Source organism: Streptomyces sp. NBC_00887 (assembly GCF_045207585.1).
Genome location: NZ_CP108788.1, coordinates 4,201,990 through 4,217,531, shown reverse-complemented (window position 1 = coordinate 4,217,531; position 15,542 = coordinate 4,201,990). Strand labels below are relative to the sequence as shown.

The 15,542-nt window shown below is 71.0% G+C and carries 12 protein-coding genes; all 12 read left to right on the top strand.

Annotation, left to right across the window (positions count from 1 at the left end):
• Positions 1 to 102: 102 nt before the first annotated feature.
• The gene (locus OG844_RS19065) at positions 103 to 1,692 is read left to right on the top strand and encodes a PucR family transcriptional regulator (RefSeq protein ID WP_406391776.1); all 1,590 of its coding nucleotides are present in this window, start codon (positions 103 to 105) and stop codon (positions 1,690 to 1,692) included.
• A gap of 168 nt (positions 1,693 to 1,860) precedes the next feature.
• Complete coding sequence (locus OG844_RS19060) at positions 1,861 to 3,306, top strand: aldehyde dehydrogenase family protein (RefSeq protein ID WP_406391775.1); 1,446 nt, start codon at positions 1,861 to 1,863, stop codon at positions 3,304 to 3,306.
• A 186-nt stretch (positions 3,307 to 3,492) separates the two neighbouring features.
• Positions 3,493 to 5,439 (top strand): acyl-CoA dehydrogenase family protein, encoded by a 1,947-nt coding sequence (locus tag OG844_RS19055; RefSeq protein ID WP_406391774.1) that lies wholly within the window; start codon positions 3,493 to 3,495, stop codon positions 5,437 to 5,439.
• A gap of 81 nt (positions 5,440 to 5,520) precedes the next feature.
• On the top strand, positions 5,521 to 6,759 hold the full coding sequence (gene aroA, locus OG844_RS19050; protein WP_406391771.1) for a 3-phosphoshikimate 1-carboxyvinyltransferase: 1,239 nt from the start codon (positions 5,521 to 5,523) through the stop codon (positions 6,757 to 6,759).
• Positions 6,760 to 6,805: 46 nt separating this feature from the next.
• A complete protein-coding gene (locus OG844_RS19045; protein WP_406391769.1) occupies positions 6,806 to 7,300 on the top strand; it encodes a nucleotidyltransferase domain-containing protein in 495 nt (164 codons plus the stop codon).
• 136 nt (positions 7,301 to 7,436) lie between these two features.
• Positions 7,437 to 8,129 (top strand): hypothetical protein, encoded by a 693-nt coding sequence (locus OG844_RS19040; protein ID WP_406391767.1) that lies wholly within the window; start codon positions 7,437 to 7,439, stop codon positions 8,127 to 8,129.
• Positions 8,130 to 8,190: 61 nt separating this feature from the next.
• The gene (dxr, locus tag OG844_RS19035) at positions 8,191 to 9,444 is read left to right on the top strand and encodes a 1-deoxy-D-xylulose-5-phosphate reductoisomerase (protein WP_406391765.1); all 1,254 of its coding nucleotides are present in this window, start codon (positions 8,191 to 8,193) and stop codon (positions 9,442 to 9,444) included.
• Positions 9,441 to 10,751, top strand: a complete 1,311-nt coding sequence (locus OG844_RS19030) for a M50 family metallopeptidase (protein ID WP_406391763.1) — start codon at positions 9,441 to 9,443, stop codon at positions 10,749 to 10,751. Before dxr ends, OG844_RS19030 begins: the two co-directional genes overlap by 4 nt.
• Before the next feature lie 182 nt (positions 10,752 to 10,933).
• Positions 10,934 to 12,091 carry a flavodoxin-dependent (E)-4-hydroxy-3-methylbut-2-enyl-diphosphate synthase gene (gene ispG, locus OG844_RS19025; protein WP_406391761.1) on the top strand — a complete coding sequence of 386 codons (1,158 nt, stop codon included), beginning with the start codon at positions 10,934 to 10,936 and terminating at the stop codon, positions 12,089 to 12,091.
• Positions 12,092 to 12,254: 163 nt separating this feature from the next.
• Positions 12,255 to 13,115, top strand: coding sequence for a GNAT family N-acetyltransferase (locus OG844_RS19020; RefSeq protein ID WP_406391760.1), 861 nt, complete (start codon positions 12,255 to 12,257; stop codon positions 13,113 to 13,115).
• Positions 13,116 to 13,144: 29 nt separating this feature from the next.
• Entirely contained in the window at positions 13,145 to 13,720 is a 576-nt protein-coding gene (locus OG844_RS19015; RefSeq protein WP_406391758.1) for a GNAT family N-acetyltransferase, read from the top strand.
• Between the two features lie 72 nt (positions 13,721 to 13,792).
• A complete protein-coding gene (locus OG844_RS19010; RefSeq protein ID WP_406391757.1) occupies positions 13,793 to 15,493 on the top strand; it encodes a proline--tRNA ligase in 1,701 nt (566 codons plus the stop codon).
• Positions 15,494 to 15,542: the final 49 nt, after the last annotated feature.

The following is a 15,542-nucleotide window of genomic DNA, read 5'->3' as shown; positions in this document are numbered from 1 at the left end:
GGGCCGGGGCAAGCGGTTACGGGGAACGTGCCGCCCTGGCAGAATCGATTGCGGCCGTCTGTACGGGACGGCGCAATCGACTCCCAGAGGTCCGGCGATCCCATGCCCCCCACTCTCGCCTCGCTCGTCCAGCACTCCGCGCTCAAACTCACGGTCCGGGCAGGGGCGGACCGGCTCGACACGCCGGTGCGCTGGGCCCATGCCAGCGAGCTCGCCGACCCCGTGCCGTACATGGACGGCGGCGAGCTCCTCCTCGTCACCGCCACGAACCTCGACGCCGAGGACCCCGAGGCGATGCGCAGGTACGTCCAGCGCCTGGCCGGCGCCGGAGTCGCCGGGATCGGCTTCGCCGTCGGCGTCACCTACGAGGACATCCCTGACGCCCTGGTCGCCGCCGCCGACGAAAGCGGGCTGCCGCTCCTCGAAGTGCCCCGCCGCACCCCGTTCCTCGCCATCAGCAAGGCCGTGTCGGCGGCGATCGCCGCCGACCAGTACAGGGCCGTCACCGCGGGCTTCGAGGCCCAGCGGGAGCTGACCCGGGCCGCACTCGCCGGGGACGGCCCCGGAGAACTCCTGACCCGCCTCGCCGCGTACGTCGACGGCTGGGCGGCCCTGTACGACACCTCCGGCGCGGTCGTCGCCGCGGCGCCCGACTGGGCTGCCCGCCGCGCCGCCCGGCTCACGCCCGACGTGGAGCGCCTCCGGGACCGTCCCGCCCCGGCCAGCGCCGTCGTCGGGGACACCGAGGACCGGGTCGAGCTCCAGTCCCTGGGCACCGGCCGACGCACCCGCGGGGCGCTGGCCGTCGGCACGGGGGCGGCGCTCGGGACGGCCGAGCGCTACGCGGTGCACTCCGCGGTCGCCCTGCTGACGCTCACCACGGCCCGCTCCCGCTCCCTCCAGGGCGCGGAGCAGCGCCTCGGCGCGGCGGTCCTGCGCATGCTGCTGGCCGGGCAGCCCGACCACGCCCGGGCGGTCGCAGGCGACCTGTACGGGGGCCTGCTCGACGCCCCCTTCCGGCTGCTCATCGCGGAGGCCTTCACCCCCTCGGCCCCCTCCGCACCCGTCGCCACCGAGCTGCTCGCCGAGACGATGGAGGCCGCGGCTGCCCGGTCCGGCGAGGCACTGCTGATGGTCCCCGAGGGCGAACGGATCGTGGTGCTGGCCGCGGACGGCGGCGCCGCGGTCGCCGCGTGTGCCGCGCACGCAGGGACGCAGGACGAGCGCCCGGCACACGAACCGGGGAAGGAGGAGGGCGACGTCGTCGTCGGACTGTCCGCCCCCAGCGGCCCCATCGCCGTCGCCGCCGCGTACAAGCAGGCCGAACAGGCGCTCTCGGTCGCCCGCCGCAGAGGCAGGGCCCTGGTCGAGCACGAGGAGCTCGCCGCGGGCTCCGTCCTGCCGCTCCTGGCCGACGACGCGGTACGGGCCTTCGCCGACGGGATGCTGCGCCCCCTGTACGAACACGACGCGAAGGGCCGGGGCGACCTGGTCGCCTCGCTGCAGGCCTGGCTCTCCCGGCACGGCCAGTGGGACGCCGCCGCCGCGGACCTGGGCGTCCACCGCCACACGCTGCGGTACCGGATGCGCCGGGTGGAGGAGATCCTGGGCCGCTCCCTGGACGATCCGGACGTCCGGATGGAGCTGTGGCTTGCCCTGAAGACGACAGCCGCCTCGTCGGGGACCCCGTAGCGGGCAGGACCACGGTCGCCCGCTCCGACAAACCGGCGCATCGTCCCTCCGGTCCGCTCCACGCCGGACAAACGTCATCCGCGCCCGGCCGACCTACGGTGGGGCCAGGAGGGTGCCTCCGCGGTGCCCGCGACCCCCCGTCCACACCCCCGAAGGGCCGGAACCGCCATGACTTCCACCCACGCCTTCTGGCTGGCCGGCCGCCAGGCCACCGGCGAGGACAGCTTCGACGTCACCAACCCCTGGGACGGCCGTCTCGTCGGCACGGTCAGCGTGCCCACCGACGCCCAGGTCGAGGAGGCCGTCGCCGCCGCGTACGCCGTGCGCGACGAGTTCGCCGCCACCCCGGCGCACGTGCGGGCCGCGGCGCTCGACCATGTGGTGCGGCGCCTGACGGAGCGCACCGAGGAGATCGCCCAGCTGATCTCCGGAGAGAACGGCAAGCCCATCAAGTGGGCCCGCGGTGAGGTCGGCCGCGCCGTCTCCGTGTTCCGGTTCGCCGCCGAGGAGGCCCGCCGCTTCAACGGCGGCGACGCCCAGCGGCTGGACACGGACGCCGGCGGGACCGGCCGCCTCGCACTGACCCGGCGCTTCCCGCGCGGTCCCGTCCTCGGCATCGCGCCCTTCAACTTCCCGCTCAACCTGAGCGCCCACAAGGTCGCCCCGGCCATCGCCGTCGGCGCGCCGATCATCCTCAAGCCCGCCCCGGCCACCCCCATCTCGTCCCTGATCCTGGGCGAGCTGCTGGCCGAGACCGACCTCCCGGCCGGTTCCTGGTCCGTCCTGACCGTGCCGAACGACAGGATGCCCGCCCTGGTCAAGGACGAGCGGCTGCCCGTGATCTCCTTCACCGGCTCCGGCCCCGTCGGTTACTCGATCATGGAGTCGGTGCCGCGCAAGCACTGCACCCTGGAACTCGGCGGCAACGGCGCGGCCGTCGTCCTCGGCGACTACGCCTCCGAGGAGGACCTGGACTGGGCCGCGACCCGTATCGCGACCTTCTCCAACTACCAGGGTGGCCAGTCCTGCATCTCGGTGCAGCGCGTCATCGCCGACTCCTCGGTGTACGACCGCCTCGTCCCGAAGATCGTCGCGGCCGTCGAGGCCCTCGTGACCGGCGACCCCTCGGACGCGGCCACGGACGTCGGCCCGCTGGTCGACGAGAACGCCGCCCGCCGCGTCGAGTCCTGGGTCGACGAGGCCGTGGAGGCGGGCGCCCGGCTGCTCACCGGCGGCAAGCGCGACGGGGCCACCTACGCCCCGACGGTCCTCACCGAACTGCCCGGCACCTCGAAGATCGCCTGCGAAGAGGTCTTCGGCCCGGTCCTGTCCGTGCAGCGGACCGACGGCGAGGCAGAGGCCTTCGCCGCCGTGAACGCCTCCAAGTACGGCCTGCAGGCAGGCGTCTTCACGCACGACCTGCAGACCGCGTTCCGCGCCCACCGCGCCCTGGAGGTGGGCGGCGTGGTCATCGGCGACGTCCCCTCCTACCGCGCCGACCAGATGCCGTACGGCGGCGCCAAGCAGTCCGGCGTGGGCCGCGAGGGCGTCCGCTACGCGATGGACGACTACACCTACGAGCGGGTGCTGGTCCTCACTGGCCTGGCCCTGTAGCCCGCGCGTGAGTCAGGAACCGGCCGGAGCCCGCTGTGCGGGGGCTCCGGCCGGTTCCGTACCCCTCCGGGAGTCGGTCCCAGGGGTGGTGGGGGTGGCGTGGATCGGGTACATACGGACGAGTAGTACCGATCGGTATGCGTACGTCCCGACCATCGACCCGACTCGCGGCGAGGTGAGCTCCTCATGTCCGCCCCATCCGACATTCCCCAGGCCCCCAAGGTCACCGAGCGTGAAGCACGGCAGGTGGCCGAGGCCGCCCGCGAACAGGACTGGCGCAAGCCGAGCTTCGCGAAGGAACTCTTCCTCGGACGCTTCCGGCTGGACCTGATCCATCCGCACCCCCAGCCCGCCGCAGACGACGTACGGCGAGGCGAGGCCTTCCTCGCCCGGCTGCGCGAGTTCTGCGAGACCCGCATCGACGGGGCGCTCATCGAGAGGGAGGCCAGGATCCCCGACGAGGTCGTCAACGGCCTCAAGGAACTCGGCGCCCTCGGTATGAAGATCGAGCCCAAGTACGGCGGCCTGGGACTGACCCAGGTCTACTACAACAAGGCGCTCGCCCTCGTCGGTTCCGCCAGCCCCTCGCTCGGCGCGCTGCTCTCCGCCCACCAGTCCATCGGCGTACCGCAGCCGCTGAAGATGTTCGGCACCCAGGAGCAGAAGGACGCCTTCCTGCCCCGCCTGGCCAGTACGGACATCTCGGCGTTCCTCCTCACCGAACCCGACGTGGGATCCGACCCGGCGAGGCTCGCGACCTCGGCCGTTCCCGACGGGGACGACTACGTCCTGGACGGCGTGAAGCTCTGGACGACCAACGGCGTCGTCGCCGACCTGCTCGTCGTGATGGCCCGCGTCCCGCAGTCCGAGGGCCACAAGGGCGGCATCACGGCCTTCGTCGTCGAGGCGGACTCCGAGGGCATCACCGTCGAGCACCGCAACGCCTTCATGGGCCTGCGCGGCATCGAGAACGGGGTGACCCGCTTCCACCGCGTACGCGTGCCCGCGGCCAACCGGATCGGCCCCGAGGGCGCAGGGCTCAAGATCGCCCTGACCACGCTCAACACCGGACGCCTCTCGCTGCCCGCCATGTGCGTGGGCGTCGGGAAGTGGTCGCTGAAGATCGCCCGCGAATGGTCGGCCGTGCGCGAGCAGTGGGGCAGGCCGGTCGCCCGGCACGAAGCGGTCGGCGCGAAGATCTCCTTCATCGCCGCCACCACGTTCGCGCTGGAGGCCGTCGTCGACCTCTCCTCGCAGATGGCCGACGAGAACCGCAACGACATCCGGATCGAAGCCGCCCTGGCCAAGCTGTACGGCTCCGAGATGGGCTGGCTGATCTCCGACGAACTGGTCCAGATCCGCGGCGGGCGCGGCTTCGAGACCGCCGACTCGCTCGCGGCCCGCGGCGAACGCGCCGTACCCGCCGAGCAGATGCTCCGCGACATGAGGATCAACCGGATCTTCGAGGGCTCCACGGAGATCATGCACCTGCTGATCGCCCGCGAGGCCGTCGACGCCCACCTCAAGGTCGCCGGCGACATCATCGACCCCGACAAGCCCCTCTCGGCCAAGGCCAAGGCGGGCGCCAACGCGGCGGGGTTCTACGCACGGTGGCTGCCGAAACTGGTCAGCGGGCCGGGGCAGCTCCCCAGCGCGTACAGCGAGTTCAGGGTTCCGGGGCACCCGGACCTCTCCGCCCACCTCCGGTACGTCGAGCGCTCCGCCCGCAAGCTCGCCCGCTCCACCTTCTACGCGATGTCCCGATGGCAGGGCCGCATGGAGACCAAGCAGGGCTTCCTCGGCCGGATCGTCGACATCGGCGCCGAACTCTTCGCCATGAGCGCCGCCTGCGTCCGTGCCGAACACCTGCGCGTCAACGGTGACCACGGCCGCGAGGCGTACCAGCTCGCCGACGTCTTCTGCCGGCAGTCCCGCATCCGGGTGGAGGAACTCTTCACCCGGCTGTGGTCCAACACCGACGACATCGACCGGCGTGTGGTCGACGGAGTCCTGTCCGGTACGTACACCTGGCTGGAGGAGGGCGTCATCGATCCCAGCGGCGACGGTCCCTGGATCGCCGACGCCACCCCCGGCCCTGCCACGGGGGAGAACGTCCACCGCCCCATCCGCTGAACCGGCATCATCCCCGCGGGGCGCGTCCACTGCCTGGACGCGCCCCGCGGGTGCGCCAGCCGCACGGCAGGATGGGTGCCCGTGACCGTCATCCACATCCCCGGCTCCAAGTCCGTCACCGCCCGCGCCCTGTTCCTGGCCGCCGCCGCGGACGGCACCACCACCCTCCTGAGGCCCCTGCGCTCGGACGACACCGAAGGTTTCACCGAGGGGCTGACCCGCCTCGGATACGGGGTGAAGCGCGAGCCGGACCGCTGGCACATCGAGGGCCGTCCCTCCGGTCCCGCCGTCACCGAGGCCGAGGTCCACTGCCGCGACGGGGCCACCACCGCACGCTTCCTGCCGACGCTGGTCGCCGCCGCGCCCACCGGCACCTACCGCTTCGACGCCTCCGCGCAGATGCGCCGGCGCCCCCTGGCCCCGCTCACCGAGGCCCTGCGCGCCCTCGGCGTCGACCTGCGCCACGAGGGTGCGGAGGGCCACCACCCGCTCCGCATCGAGGCATCGGGCGTCAAGGGCGGTGAACTGACCCTGGACGCGGGGGAGTCGTCCCAGTACCTCACCGCCCTGCTCATGCTCGGACCGCTCACCGCCGACGGGCTGCGGATCGACGTCACGGAGCTCGTGTCGGCGCCGTACATCGAGATCACCCTCTCGATGATGCGCAGTTTCGGCGTCGAGGTCGTCCGGGAGGGGAACACCTTCACCGTTCCCCCGGGCGGCTACCGCGCCACCACGTACGCCGTCGAGCCCGACGCGTCCACCGCGAGCTACTTCTTCGCGGCCGCGGCCCTCACCGGCCGTGAGGTCACCGTTCCCGGCCTCGGGACGGACGCGCTCCAGGGCGACCTGCGCTTCACCGACGTCCTGCGCCGCATGGGCGCCGAGGTGCGGACCACGGCCGACGCGACGACGGTCCGGTCCACCGGCGCCCTGCGCGGTCTCACCGTGGACATGCGGGACATCTCCGACACGATGCCCACCCTGGCCGCGATCGCGCCGTTCGCCTCGTCGCCCGTACGGATCGAGGACGTCGCCAACACCCGGGTGAAGGAGTGCGACCGGCTGGAGGCCTGCGCGACGAACCTGCGGCGGATGGGGATCACCGTGCACACCGGGCACGACTGGATCGAGATCCACCCCGGCGACCCCCGAGCCACGGAGATCGCCACCCACGGCGACCACCGGATCGTGATGTCGTTCGCGGTCGCGGGGCTGCGCGCGCCCGGGATGAGCTACGACGACCCCGGGTGCGTACGCAAGACGTTCCCCGAATTCCACGAGGCGTTCGCGGAGTTCGCGGCAGGCGGCGCCGGCTGACGAAAAGGCCGCGCACACCTACGACGGCGGCACCTACCCTGCCCGCATGATGTCCCGGAGCGATGTCCTGTCCATCCTGTCCCTCCTCCGGCGGGCCGGGGCCGACGTGGTGATCGCGGGAGGCTGGGGCATCGACGCCCTGCTCGGTGAGGAGACCCGCGAGCACCGGGACCTCGACCTCCTGCACGTCCGGGAGCAGGAGCCCGTCGTCGTCGCGGCCCTGACCTCGTCCGGCTACGCCGAGACACTCGACCGGCGCCCCGCCCGCTTCGTCCTCAGCCACCCCTCCGGGCTCGAGATCGACCTGCACCCGCTGGAGTTCGCCGCCGACGGCTCCGCGGTGCAGTCCTCGCTCGATCCGGCCGAGCCCTTTCGCTACCCCGCGTCCTGCTTCGTCACCGGCACCATCGGCACGACCACCGTGCGCTGCATCTCCGCGGAGCAGCAGGTGCTGTTCCACCAGGGGTACGAACCCGCCGACCGTGATGTCCGGGACATGGCGCAGCTGAGGAAGAAGTTCGGCATCGATACGCGGATCTGACCCGTATGCAGCACAATCGAGCCTCGGCGACGGTCGGAGACATGATCGTCACCGTCAACGGGAGAGTGGGGCAAGGATGTTCGGGGCGGGGAACCGGCGGGCCGGATGGCGGAGTGCCGCAGCCACGGGATGCGCGGTGGTGACGCTCCTGGGCGTCACCGGATGCGGTGACGGCGACGGCGGCGACGACAAGGCCGGGAAGCCCGCCCCCTCGCCCTCCGCGGCTCCGGCCGCGCTCACCGAAGCGCAGCTCGAGGCGGTCGCCTTCACCGACGGGGAGAAGGCGGGCGCCTACACCGCCAACGAGTACGTCCTGGACGGGCTTCTCAGCGACGGCTACACCGCAACCCCGGCCGTCTGCCAGCCGCTCGTCAGCCTCGCCGGTGACGTCAGCGACCACGAACCGGCCGCCCAGGTGCAGCGCAGGGTCGACGACCCCGACGAGATGCTCGGCGTCATGGTCGACGTGACCCTTCGCTCGTACCGGAACGGCGAGGCCGCGAAGGTCATGCGGTCGATCCGCAAAGCCGGCCGGGACTGCTCCGGGGGCCTGATGGAGGAGCGGGCCATCGCGCGGGCCAGGTACGTGAAGGTCGAACCCACCGGGCTGCCCGCCTTCGCGGACGAGGCCGACGAGGCGAGGGCGTACCGCTTCACCATCCTCGACGTGAAGGACAGGACGAAACTGTACGAGTACCTCACCGTCGTACGGGTCGGCTCCACCACGCTCGCCTTCCGCGGGGAGATCCTCGCCACCAAGGACATCGGCGGGGTGCCGCAGGACATCATGGCCGCCCAGTGGAAGAAATTCCGTGCCGGGAAGGCCTGAGGCACGTGCCGACGGGGACGCCCTGTCCGCGCGCACAGCGGATGCGGCAACAATGGGGGGCATGAGCGACAGCCCCGTACCCCTTGCCGATCCGCATCTCGTATTCGACGCCGCGGACGGCCGCCGGGATCTTGTGATCCTCGGCTCCACCGGGTCCATCGGCACGCAGGCCATCGACCTGGTGCTGCGCAACCCCGACCGCTTCCGTGTCACGGCGCTGTCCGCCGCCGGCGGCCGCGTCGAGCTCCTCGCCGAACAGGCGAGGGAGCTGCGGGTGCGTACGGTCGCGGTCGCCGCCGAGGACAAGGTGCCCGCGCTGCGCGAGGCCCTGCGCGCGGCGTACGGGGCGGGTGAGCCGCTGCCCGAGATCCTGGCCGGGCCCGGGGCCGCGGCCGCGCTCGCAGCGAGCGACTGCCACACCGTGCTGAACGGGATCACCGGCTCCATCGGCCTGGCCCCCACACTGGCCGCGCTGAAGGCCGGGCGCACGCTCGCCCTCGCCAACAAGGAGTCGCTGATCGTCGGCGGCCCGCTCGTGAAGGCCCTCGCGGCTCCCGGCCAGATCATCCCGGTCGACTCCGAGCACGCCGCGCTCTTCCAGGCCCTGGCCGCCGGAAAGCGCGCCGACGTGCGCAAGCTCGTCGTGACCGCCTCCGGCGGACCGTTCCGTGGACGCACGAGGAGCGAGCTCGCCGGTGTCACCCGCGAGCAGGCCCTCGCGCATCCGACCTGGGCCATGGGCCCGGTCATCACGGTCAACTCGGCGACGCTGGTCAACAAGGGCCTGGAAGTCATCGAGGCGCACCTCCTCTACGACATTCCGTTCGACCGGATCGAGGTCGTGGTCCACCCCCAGTCGTACGTTCACTCGATGGTGGAGTTCACCGACGGTTCCACCCTCGCGCAGGCGACCCCGCCCGACATGCGGGGCCCGATCGCCATCGGGCTCGGCTGGCCCGAGCGGATCCCGGACGCGGCCCCCGCCTTCGACTGGACGAGGGCCTCCAGCTGGGAGTTCTTCCCGCTGGACACCGAGGCGTTCCCGTCCGTCGGGCTCGCCCGCCACGTCGGCACACTGGGCGGCACCGCCCCGGCGGTGTTCAACGCAGCCAACGAGGAGTGCGTGGACGCATTCCTGGCAGGACGGCTGCCCTTCAACGGCATCATGGATACGGTCACCGCAGTGGTCGCCGAACACGGCACCCCTGCCACGGGAACTTCACTCGACGTCGCGGACGTCCTCGAGGCGGAGACCTGGGCCCGATCCCGGGCCAGGGAGCTCTCGGCGAAAGCGACAGCGGAGGCGCACGCATGAGTATGACGACGATCCTGATGACGGTCCTGGGGATCGCCATCTTCGCCGTGGGTCTGCTGTTCTCGATCGCCTGGCACGAGCTGGGTCACCTGTCGACCGCCAAGCTCTTCGGCATCCGGGTACCGCAGTACATGGTCGGCTTCGGCCCGACGATCTGGTCGCGCAAGAAGGGCGACACCGAGTACGGCATCAAGGCCATTCCCGCCGGCGGCTACATCCGGATGATCGGCATGTTCCCGCCGGGACCCGACGGGCGGCTGGAGGCGCGCTCCACCTCGCCCTGGCGCGGCATGATCGAGGACGCCAGATCCGCGGCGTTCGAGGAGTTGGAGCCGGGCGACGAGACCCGGCTCTTCTACACGCGCACACCGTGGAAGCGCGTGATCGTGATGTTCGCCGGGCCGTTCATGAACCTGGTCCTGGCCGTCGCGATCTTCATGGGCGTGGCCATGACCTTCGGCTTCCAGACCCAGACCACCGAGGTCGCGGGCGTCCAGCAGTGCGTGATCGAGCAGAGCGAGGAACGCGACGCCTGCAAGGCGTCCGACCCGGTCTCGCCCGCCAAGGCCGCCGGGCTCCAGAAGGGCGACAGGATCGTCGCCTTCGACGGAGAGAGGATCGACGACTGGGCGACGCTCTCGGACCGGATCCGGAAGACCATCGGGCCGGCCGCCATCACCGTGGAGCGCGACGGCCGGGAGCAGACCCTGCACGCCGTGCTGCAGAAGAACACGGTCGCGAAGAAGGACGCCGACGGCCAGGTCGTCCCCAAGGCCTATGTCGAAGCGGGCTACCTCGGCTTCGCCGCCAACACGGAGATCCTGCCGCTCTCCTTCGGCGACTCGGTCGTCCGCATGGGGGACATGATCGAGAACGGCGTCGACTCGATCATCGCCCTGCCCTCCAAGGTCCCCGATCTGTGGAACGCGGCCTTCAGCGACGGCGAGCGCGCCGACGACTCGCCGGTCGGCGTGGTCGGTGCGGCCAGGATCGGTGGCGAGGTGATGAACCTCGATGTTCCGGCACAGAACCAGATCGCGATGATGCTGTTCCTGCTGGCCGGCTTCAACCTCTCCCTGTTCCTCTTCAACATGCTGCCCCTGCTGCCCCTCGACGGCGGCCACATCGCCGGCGCGCTCTGGGAATCCCTGCGCCGCAACGTGGCCCGCCTCTTCAAGCGGCCCGACCCCGGCCCCTTCGACGTGGCCAAGCTGATGCCGGTCGCCTACGTCGTCGCCGGAGTCTTCATCTGCTTCACGCTGCTGGTGCTGGTCGCCGACATCGTGAACCCCGTCAAGATCACCTGACGCCTCCCGGGTCCCGGAGGTGGCGGCCGGGCACACAGGTGGTGTCCGGCCACTCACCGTTCGGCGGTATTGCCGGACGGGGTGCGCCCGGCCTTCCTCCGGTGCCGTAACCTCGAACTCTGGAGCCCGCCGTTCTCGGGACCTCGATCCACACTGATCCACACCTTGGGGATGCTCAGCGCATGACTGCGATTTCTCTCGGAATGCCGGCCGTTCCGACCAAGCTCGCCGACCGACGGGTCAGCCGTCAGATCCAGGTCGGGTCGGTGGCGGTCGGTGGGGACGCACCGGTGTCGGTGCAGTCGATGACGACGACGCGTACGTCGGACATCGGTGCGACGTTGCAGCAGATCGCGGAGCTGACGGCGTCGGGTTGTCAGATCGTGCGGGTGGCGTGTCCGACGCAGGATGACGCGGACGCGCTGTCGACGATCGCCCGGAAGTCGCAGATTCCGGTGATCGCGGATATTCATTTCCAGCCGAAGTACGTGTTCGCGGCGATCGACGCGGGTTGTGCGGCGGTGCGGGTGAATCCGGGGAACATCAAGCAGTTCGACGACAAGGTCAAGGAGATCGCGAAGGCGGCCGGTGATGCCGGTACGCCGATCCGGATCGGTGTCAACGCGGGTTCGCTGGACGCGCGGCTGCTGAAGAAGTACGGGAAGGCGACGCCGGAGGCTCTGGTGGAGTCGGCGCTGTGGGAGGCGTCGCTGTTCGAGGAGCACGGGTTCCGGGACATCAAGATCTCGGTGAAGCACAACGACCCGGTCGTGATGGTGAATGCCTATCGTCTGCTGGCGGCGCGGTCGGACTATCCGTTGCATCTGGGTGTGACGGAGGCGGGTCCGGCGTTCCAGGGGACGATCAAGTCGGCGGTGGCGTTCGGTGCGCTGTTGTCGGAGGGGATCGGGGACACGATCCGGGTTTCTCTGTCGGCTCCGCCGGCGGAGGAGGTCAAGGTCGGTCTGCAGATTCTCGAGGCGCTGAATCTGAAGCAGCGGCGGCTGGAGATCGTGTCGTGTCCGTCGTGCGGGCGTGCGCAGGTGGATGTGTACAAGCTGGCGGACCAGGTGAGTGCGGGGCTGGAGGGTATGGAGGTTCCGCTGCGTGTCGCGGTGATGGGCTGTGTGGTGAACGGTCCTGGTGAGGCGCGTGAGGCGGATCTGGGTGTGGCGTCCGGCAACGGCAAGGGGCAGATCTTCGTGAAGGGCGAGGTCATCAAGACCGTCCCGGAGTCGAAGATCGTGGAGACCCTCATCGAGGAAGCCATGAAGATCGCGGAGCAGATGGAGAAGGACGGCATCGCCTCCGGCGAGCCCCAGGTCTCCATCGCGGGCTGACCCCACCACTCGCTGTGCCCCGCAGGGCCCGCCCTGCGGGGCACAGCCGCGTCCGCACCCCGTCGCCGCCCCGGCCCGTCCGCCCTTCGCATCCGGCCGTCCCGTCCCGTGCGGGGGGCGCCCCGCAGCCTTGTTGGGTACAGTGCGGAAATCAGCAGACAGTATGGTGAGGCCCCCAGTGTTGACGCAGACCACTACCCGGGTCCTCGACCCCGGCGAGCTTCCCGCCGCACTCGCCATCCTCGAGAGCGAACCTGTCGACAACGCGTTCGTGACGTCGCGCGTCCAGGTCGCGGGACTTGACCCCTGGCGCCTCGGCGGCGAGATGTGGGGCTGGTACGCCGACGGCAGGCTGCGCTCGCTCTGCTACTCCGGTGCCAACCTGGTCCCCATCTGCGCGACGCCCGAGGCCATCAGGGCCTTCGCCGACCGCGCCCGCAGGGCCGGTCGCCGCTGTTCCTCGATCGTCGGCCCCGCCGGGCCCACCGCCCAGCTGTGGCGCCTGCTGGAACCGAGCTGGGGTCCCGCCAGGGAAGTCCGGCCGAACCAGCCCCTCATGGTCACCGAGAGCCCGTCCGCCGAGGTGGCGCCCGACCCGCTCGTGCGCCGCATCCACAAGGAGGACATCGACGTCCTCATGCCGGCCTGCGTGGCGATGTTCACCGAGGAGGTCGGCATCTCCCCGCTGGCCGGTGACGGCGGGCTGCTCTACCAGGCGCGGGTCGCCGAGCTGATCGCCACCGGCCGCTCCTACGCCCGCATCGACGACGGCAAGGTCGTCTTCAAGGCGGAGATCGGCGCGGCCACCTCACGGGCCTGCCAGATCCAGGGCGTCTGGGTCGCCCCCGAATTCCGCGGCCGCGGTCTCTCCGAGACGGGCATGGCGGCCGTGCTGCGCTACGCGCTGTCCGATGTGGCACCGGTCGTCAGCCTGTACGTGAACGACTACAACACCGCGGCACGCAGGGCCTACAGCCGCGTCGGCTTCCGCGAGACCGGTGCGTTCATGAGCGTGCTGTTCTGACCGGGCGGCACGGCCAGTAGGGTTCCCGCATGGCAGCAGCAGACCCCGCATTCCCCCGGGACTCCGGGGCCCCCGGCATCGTGGTCGGTCCGCTCGACCTCGCCGCACGTGTCGATGAGGCCCTGGCCGTGCAGGCCGTCGCCTTCGGGCTCTCCCAGGACGAGATCGACGTACGCCGCCACATCGTGCTCAGGCACCTGGACCACCCACAGGCCCGCGCCCTCGGCGCCACGACCCCTGCCGGGCGGCTCGTCGGATTCGTCTACGGCCTGCCGAACAACCGGGCCCACTGGTGGTCCACCGTCGTCGAGCCCTACCTGCGCGCCACGGGCTCCTCGCAATGGCTCGACGACTCGTTCGTGATCACCGAACTCCACGTCCACCCGGAGTTCCAGCAGCGCGGCCTCGGCCGCAGCCTGATCACCACCATCACGGACGCCGTCGACCTGCCCCGGTCCATCCTCTCGGCGATCGACACGGAGAGCCCCGCACGCGGCCTCTACCGCGCCCTCGGCTACCAGGACCTGGCCAGGCAGGTGCTCTTCCCCAGCGCACCCAAGCCCTATGCGGTGATGGGCGCGCCCCTTCCGCTGCGCCGCCGATAGCGAATCGATTTCCGCCCGCGCGCACCGCCCCGCTAACCTCGGCCTCATCACCCTTCCGAGCAGGAGTTCATCATGGCCCAGGTCCAGCGCATGTCCCGATTGATGATCAAGACACTGCGCGATGACCCGGCCGACGCCGAGACGCTCAACCACAAGCTCCTCGTCCGGGCCGGATACGTACGTCGCACCGCCGCCGGAATCTGGTCCTGGCTCCCGCTCGGCAAGAAGGTCCTGGAGAACATCACCCGCGTCGTCCGCGAGGAGATGGACGCCATCGGCGGCCAGGAGGTCCTGCTGCCCGCGCTCCTCCCCAAGGAGGCGTACGAGGCGAGCGGCCGGTACGACGAGTACGGCGACCTGCTGTTCCGGCTCAAGGACCGCAAGGGTGCCGACTACCTCCTCGGCCCCACCCACGAGGAGATCTTCACCCAGATCGTCAAGGACATGTGCTCGTCCTACAAGGACCTGCCCGTGATCCTCTACCAGATCCAGACCAAGTACCGCGACGAGGCCCGTCCCCGCGCCGGTGTGCTGCGCGGCCGTGAGTTCCAGATGAAGGACTCGTACTCCTTCGACACCACCGACGAGGGTCTCGTCGAGGCGTACCGGCTCCACCGCGCCGCGTACATCCGGATCTTCGAGCGCCTCGGCCTCGACCACCGCATCGTCTCGGCCGTCTCCGGAGCCATGGGCGGCTCGGCGTCCGAGGAGTTCCTGGCGCCCGCCCCGGCCGGCGAGGACACCTTCGTCGACTGCCCGAACTGCGACTACGCCGCCAACACGGAGGCCGTGACCTTCAAGGCCACGCCCGTCGACGGTTCCGCGGTCGCGCCCGTCGAGGAGCTGGACACCCCCGACACCCCGACCATCGAGACCCTCGCCGCCCACCTCGGCGTCCCGGCCTCCGCCACCCTGAAGAACCTCCTGGTCAAGGTCGACGGCGAGATCGTGGCCGTGGGCGTGCCCGGCGACCGCGAGGTCGACCTCGGCAAGCTCGGCGAGCACCTCGCCCCCGCCGTCGTCGAGCTCGTCACCGCCGAGGACTTCGTGGGCCGTCCCGACCTGGTGCGCGGCTACGTCGGCCCGCAGGGCCTGGAGAAGGTCCGCTACATCGCCGACCCCCGCATCACCTCCGGCACCGCCTGGATCACGGGCGCCAACAAGGAGGGCAAGCACGCGAAGAACGTCGTCGCGGGCCGTGACTTCGAGGTCGACGACCACCTCGACGTCGTCGTCGTCGAGGCGGGCGACCCCTGCCCCGAGTGCGGCACCGGACTCCAGGTGGACCGTGCCATCGAGATCGGCCACATCTTCCAGCTCGGCCGCAAGTACGCCGACATCTTCAACCTCGACGTCCTCGGCCAGCAGGGCAAGCCCGTCCGCGTCACGATGGGCTCGTACGGCATCGGGGTATCCCGCGCGGTGGCCGCACTCGCCGAGCAGACCGCCGACGACAAGGGCCTGTGCTGGCCCCGCGAGATCGCCCCGGCCGACGTGCACGTCGTCGCCGCGGGCAAGGCGCTCCAGACCGAACTGGCCCTCGAGGTCTCCGAGAAGCTGAACGCCGCGGGCCTGCGCGTCCTGGTCGACGACCGCCCGGGGATCTCGCCCGGCGTCAAGTTCACCGACTCCGAGCTCATCGGTGTCCCGAAGATCCTCGTCGCCGGCCGCCGTTCGGCCGAAGGCGTCCTGGAGCTGAAGGACCGCCGCACGGGCGAGCGCGAGGAGCTCACCGTCGACGAGGCGATCGCCCGCCTGACCGACCGGGGCTGATCCACCCCGCAGCCCGCAGACACCAGAGAGGCCCCCACCCGGTGGGGGC

Excerpts from the sequence above, each read along its gene's own strand:
- OG844_RS19065 (WP_406391776.1), top strand. The coding sequence starts at position 103 with ATGCCCCCCACTCTCGCCTCGCTCGTCCAGCACTCCGCGCTCAAACTC.
- OG844_RS19060 (WP_406391775.1), top strand. The coding sequence starts at position 1,861 with ATGACTTCCACCCACGCCTTCTGGCTGGCCGGCCGCCAGGCCACCGGC.
- OG844_RS19055 (WP_406391774.1), top strand. The coding sequence starts at position 3,493 with ATGTCCGCCCCATCCGACATTCCCCAGGCCCCCAAGGTCACCGAGCGT.
- OG844_RS19045 (WP_406391769.1), top strand. The coding sequence starts at position 6,806 with ATGATGTCCCGGAGCGATGTCCTGTCCATCCTGTCCCTCCTCCGGCGG.
- dxr (WP_406391765.1), top strand. The coding sequence starts at position 8,191 with ATGAGCGACAGCCCCGTACCCCTTGCCGATCCGCATCTCGTATTCGAC.
- OG844_RS19030 (WP_406391763.1), top strand. The coding sequence starts at position 9,441 with ATGAGTATGACGACGATCCTGATGACGGTCCTGGGGATCGCCATCTTC.
- ispG (WP_406391761.1), top strand. The coding sequence starts at position 10,934 with ATGACTGCGATTTCTCTCGGAATGCCGGCCGTTCCGACCAAGCTCGCC.
- OG844_RS19020 (WP_406391760.1), top strand. The coding sequence starts at position 12,255 with ATGGTGAGGCCCCCAGTGTTGACGCAGACCACTACCCGGGTCCTCGAC.
- OG844_RS19015 (WP_406391758.1), top strand. The coding sequence starts at position 13,145 with ATGGCAGCAGCAGACCCCGCATTCCCCCGGGACTCCGGGGCCCCCGGC.
- OG844_RS19010 (WP_406391757.1), top strand. The coding sequence starts at position 13,793 with ATGGCCCAGGTCCAGCGCATGTCCCGATTGATGATCAAGACACTGCGC.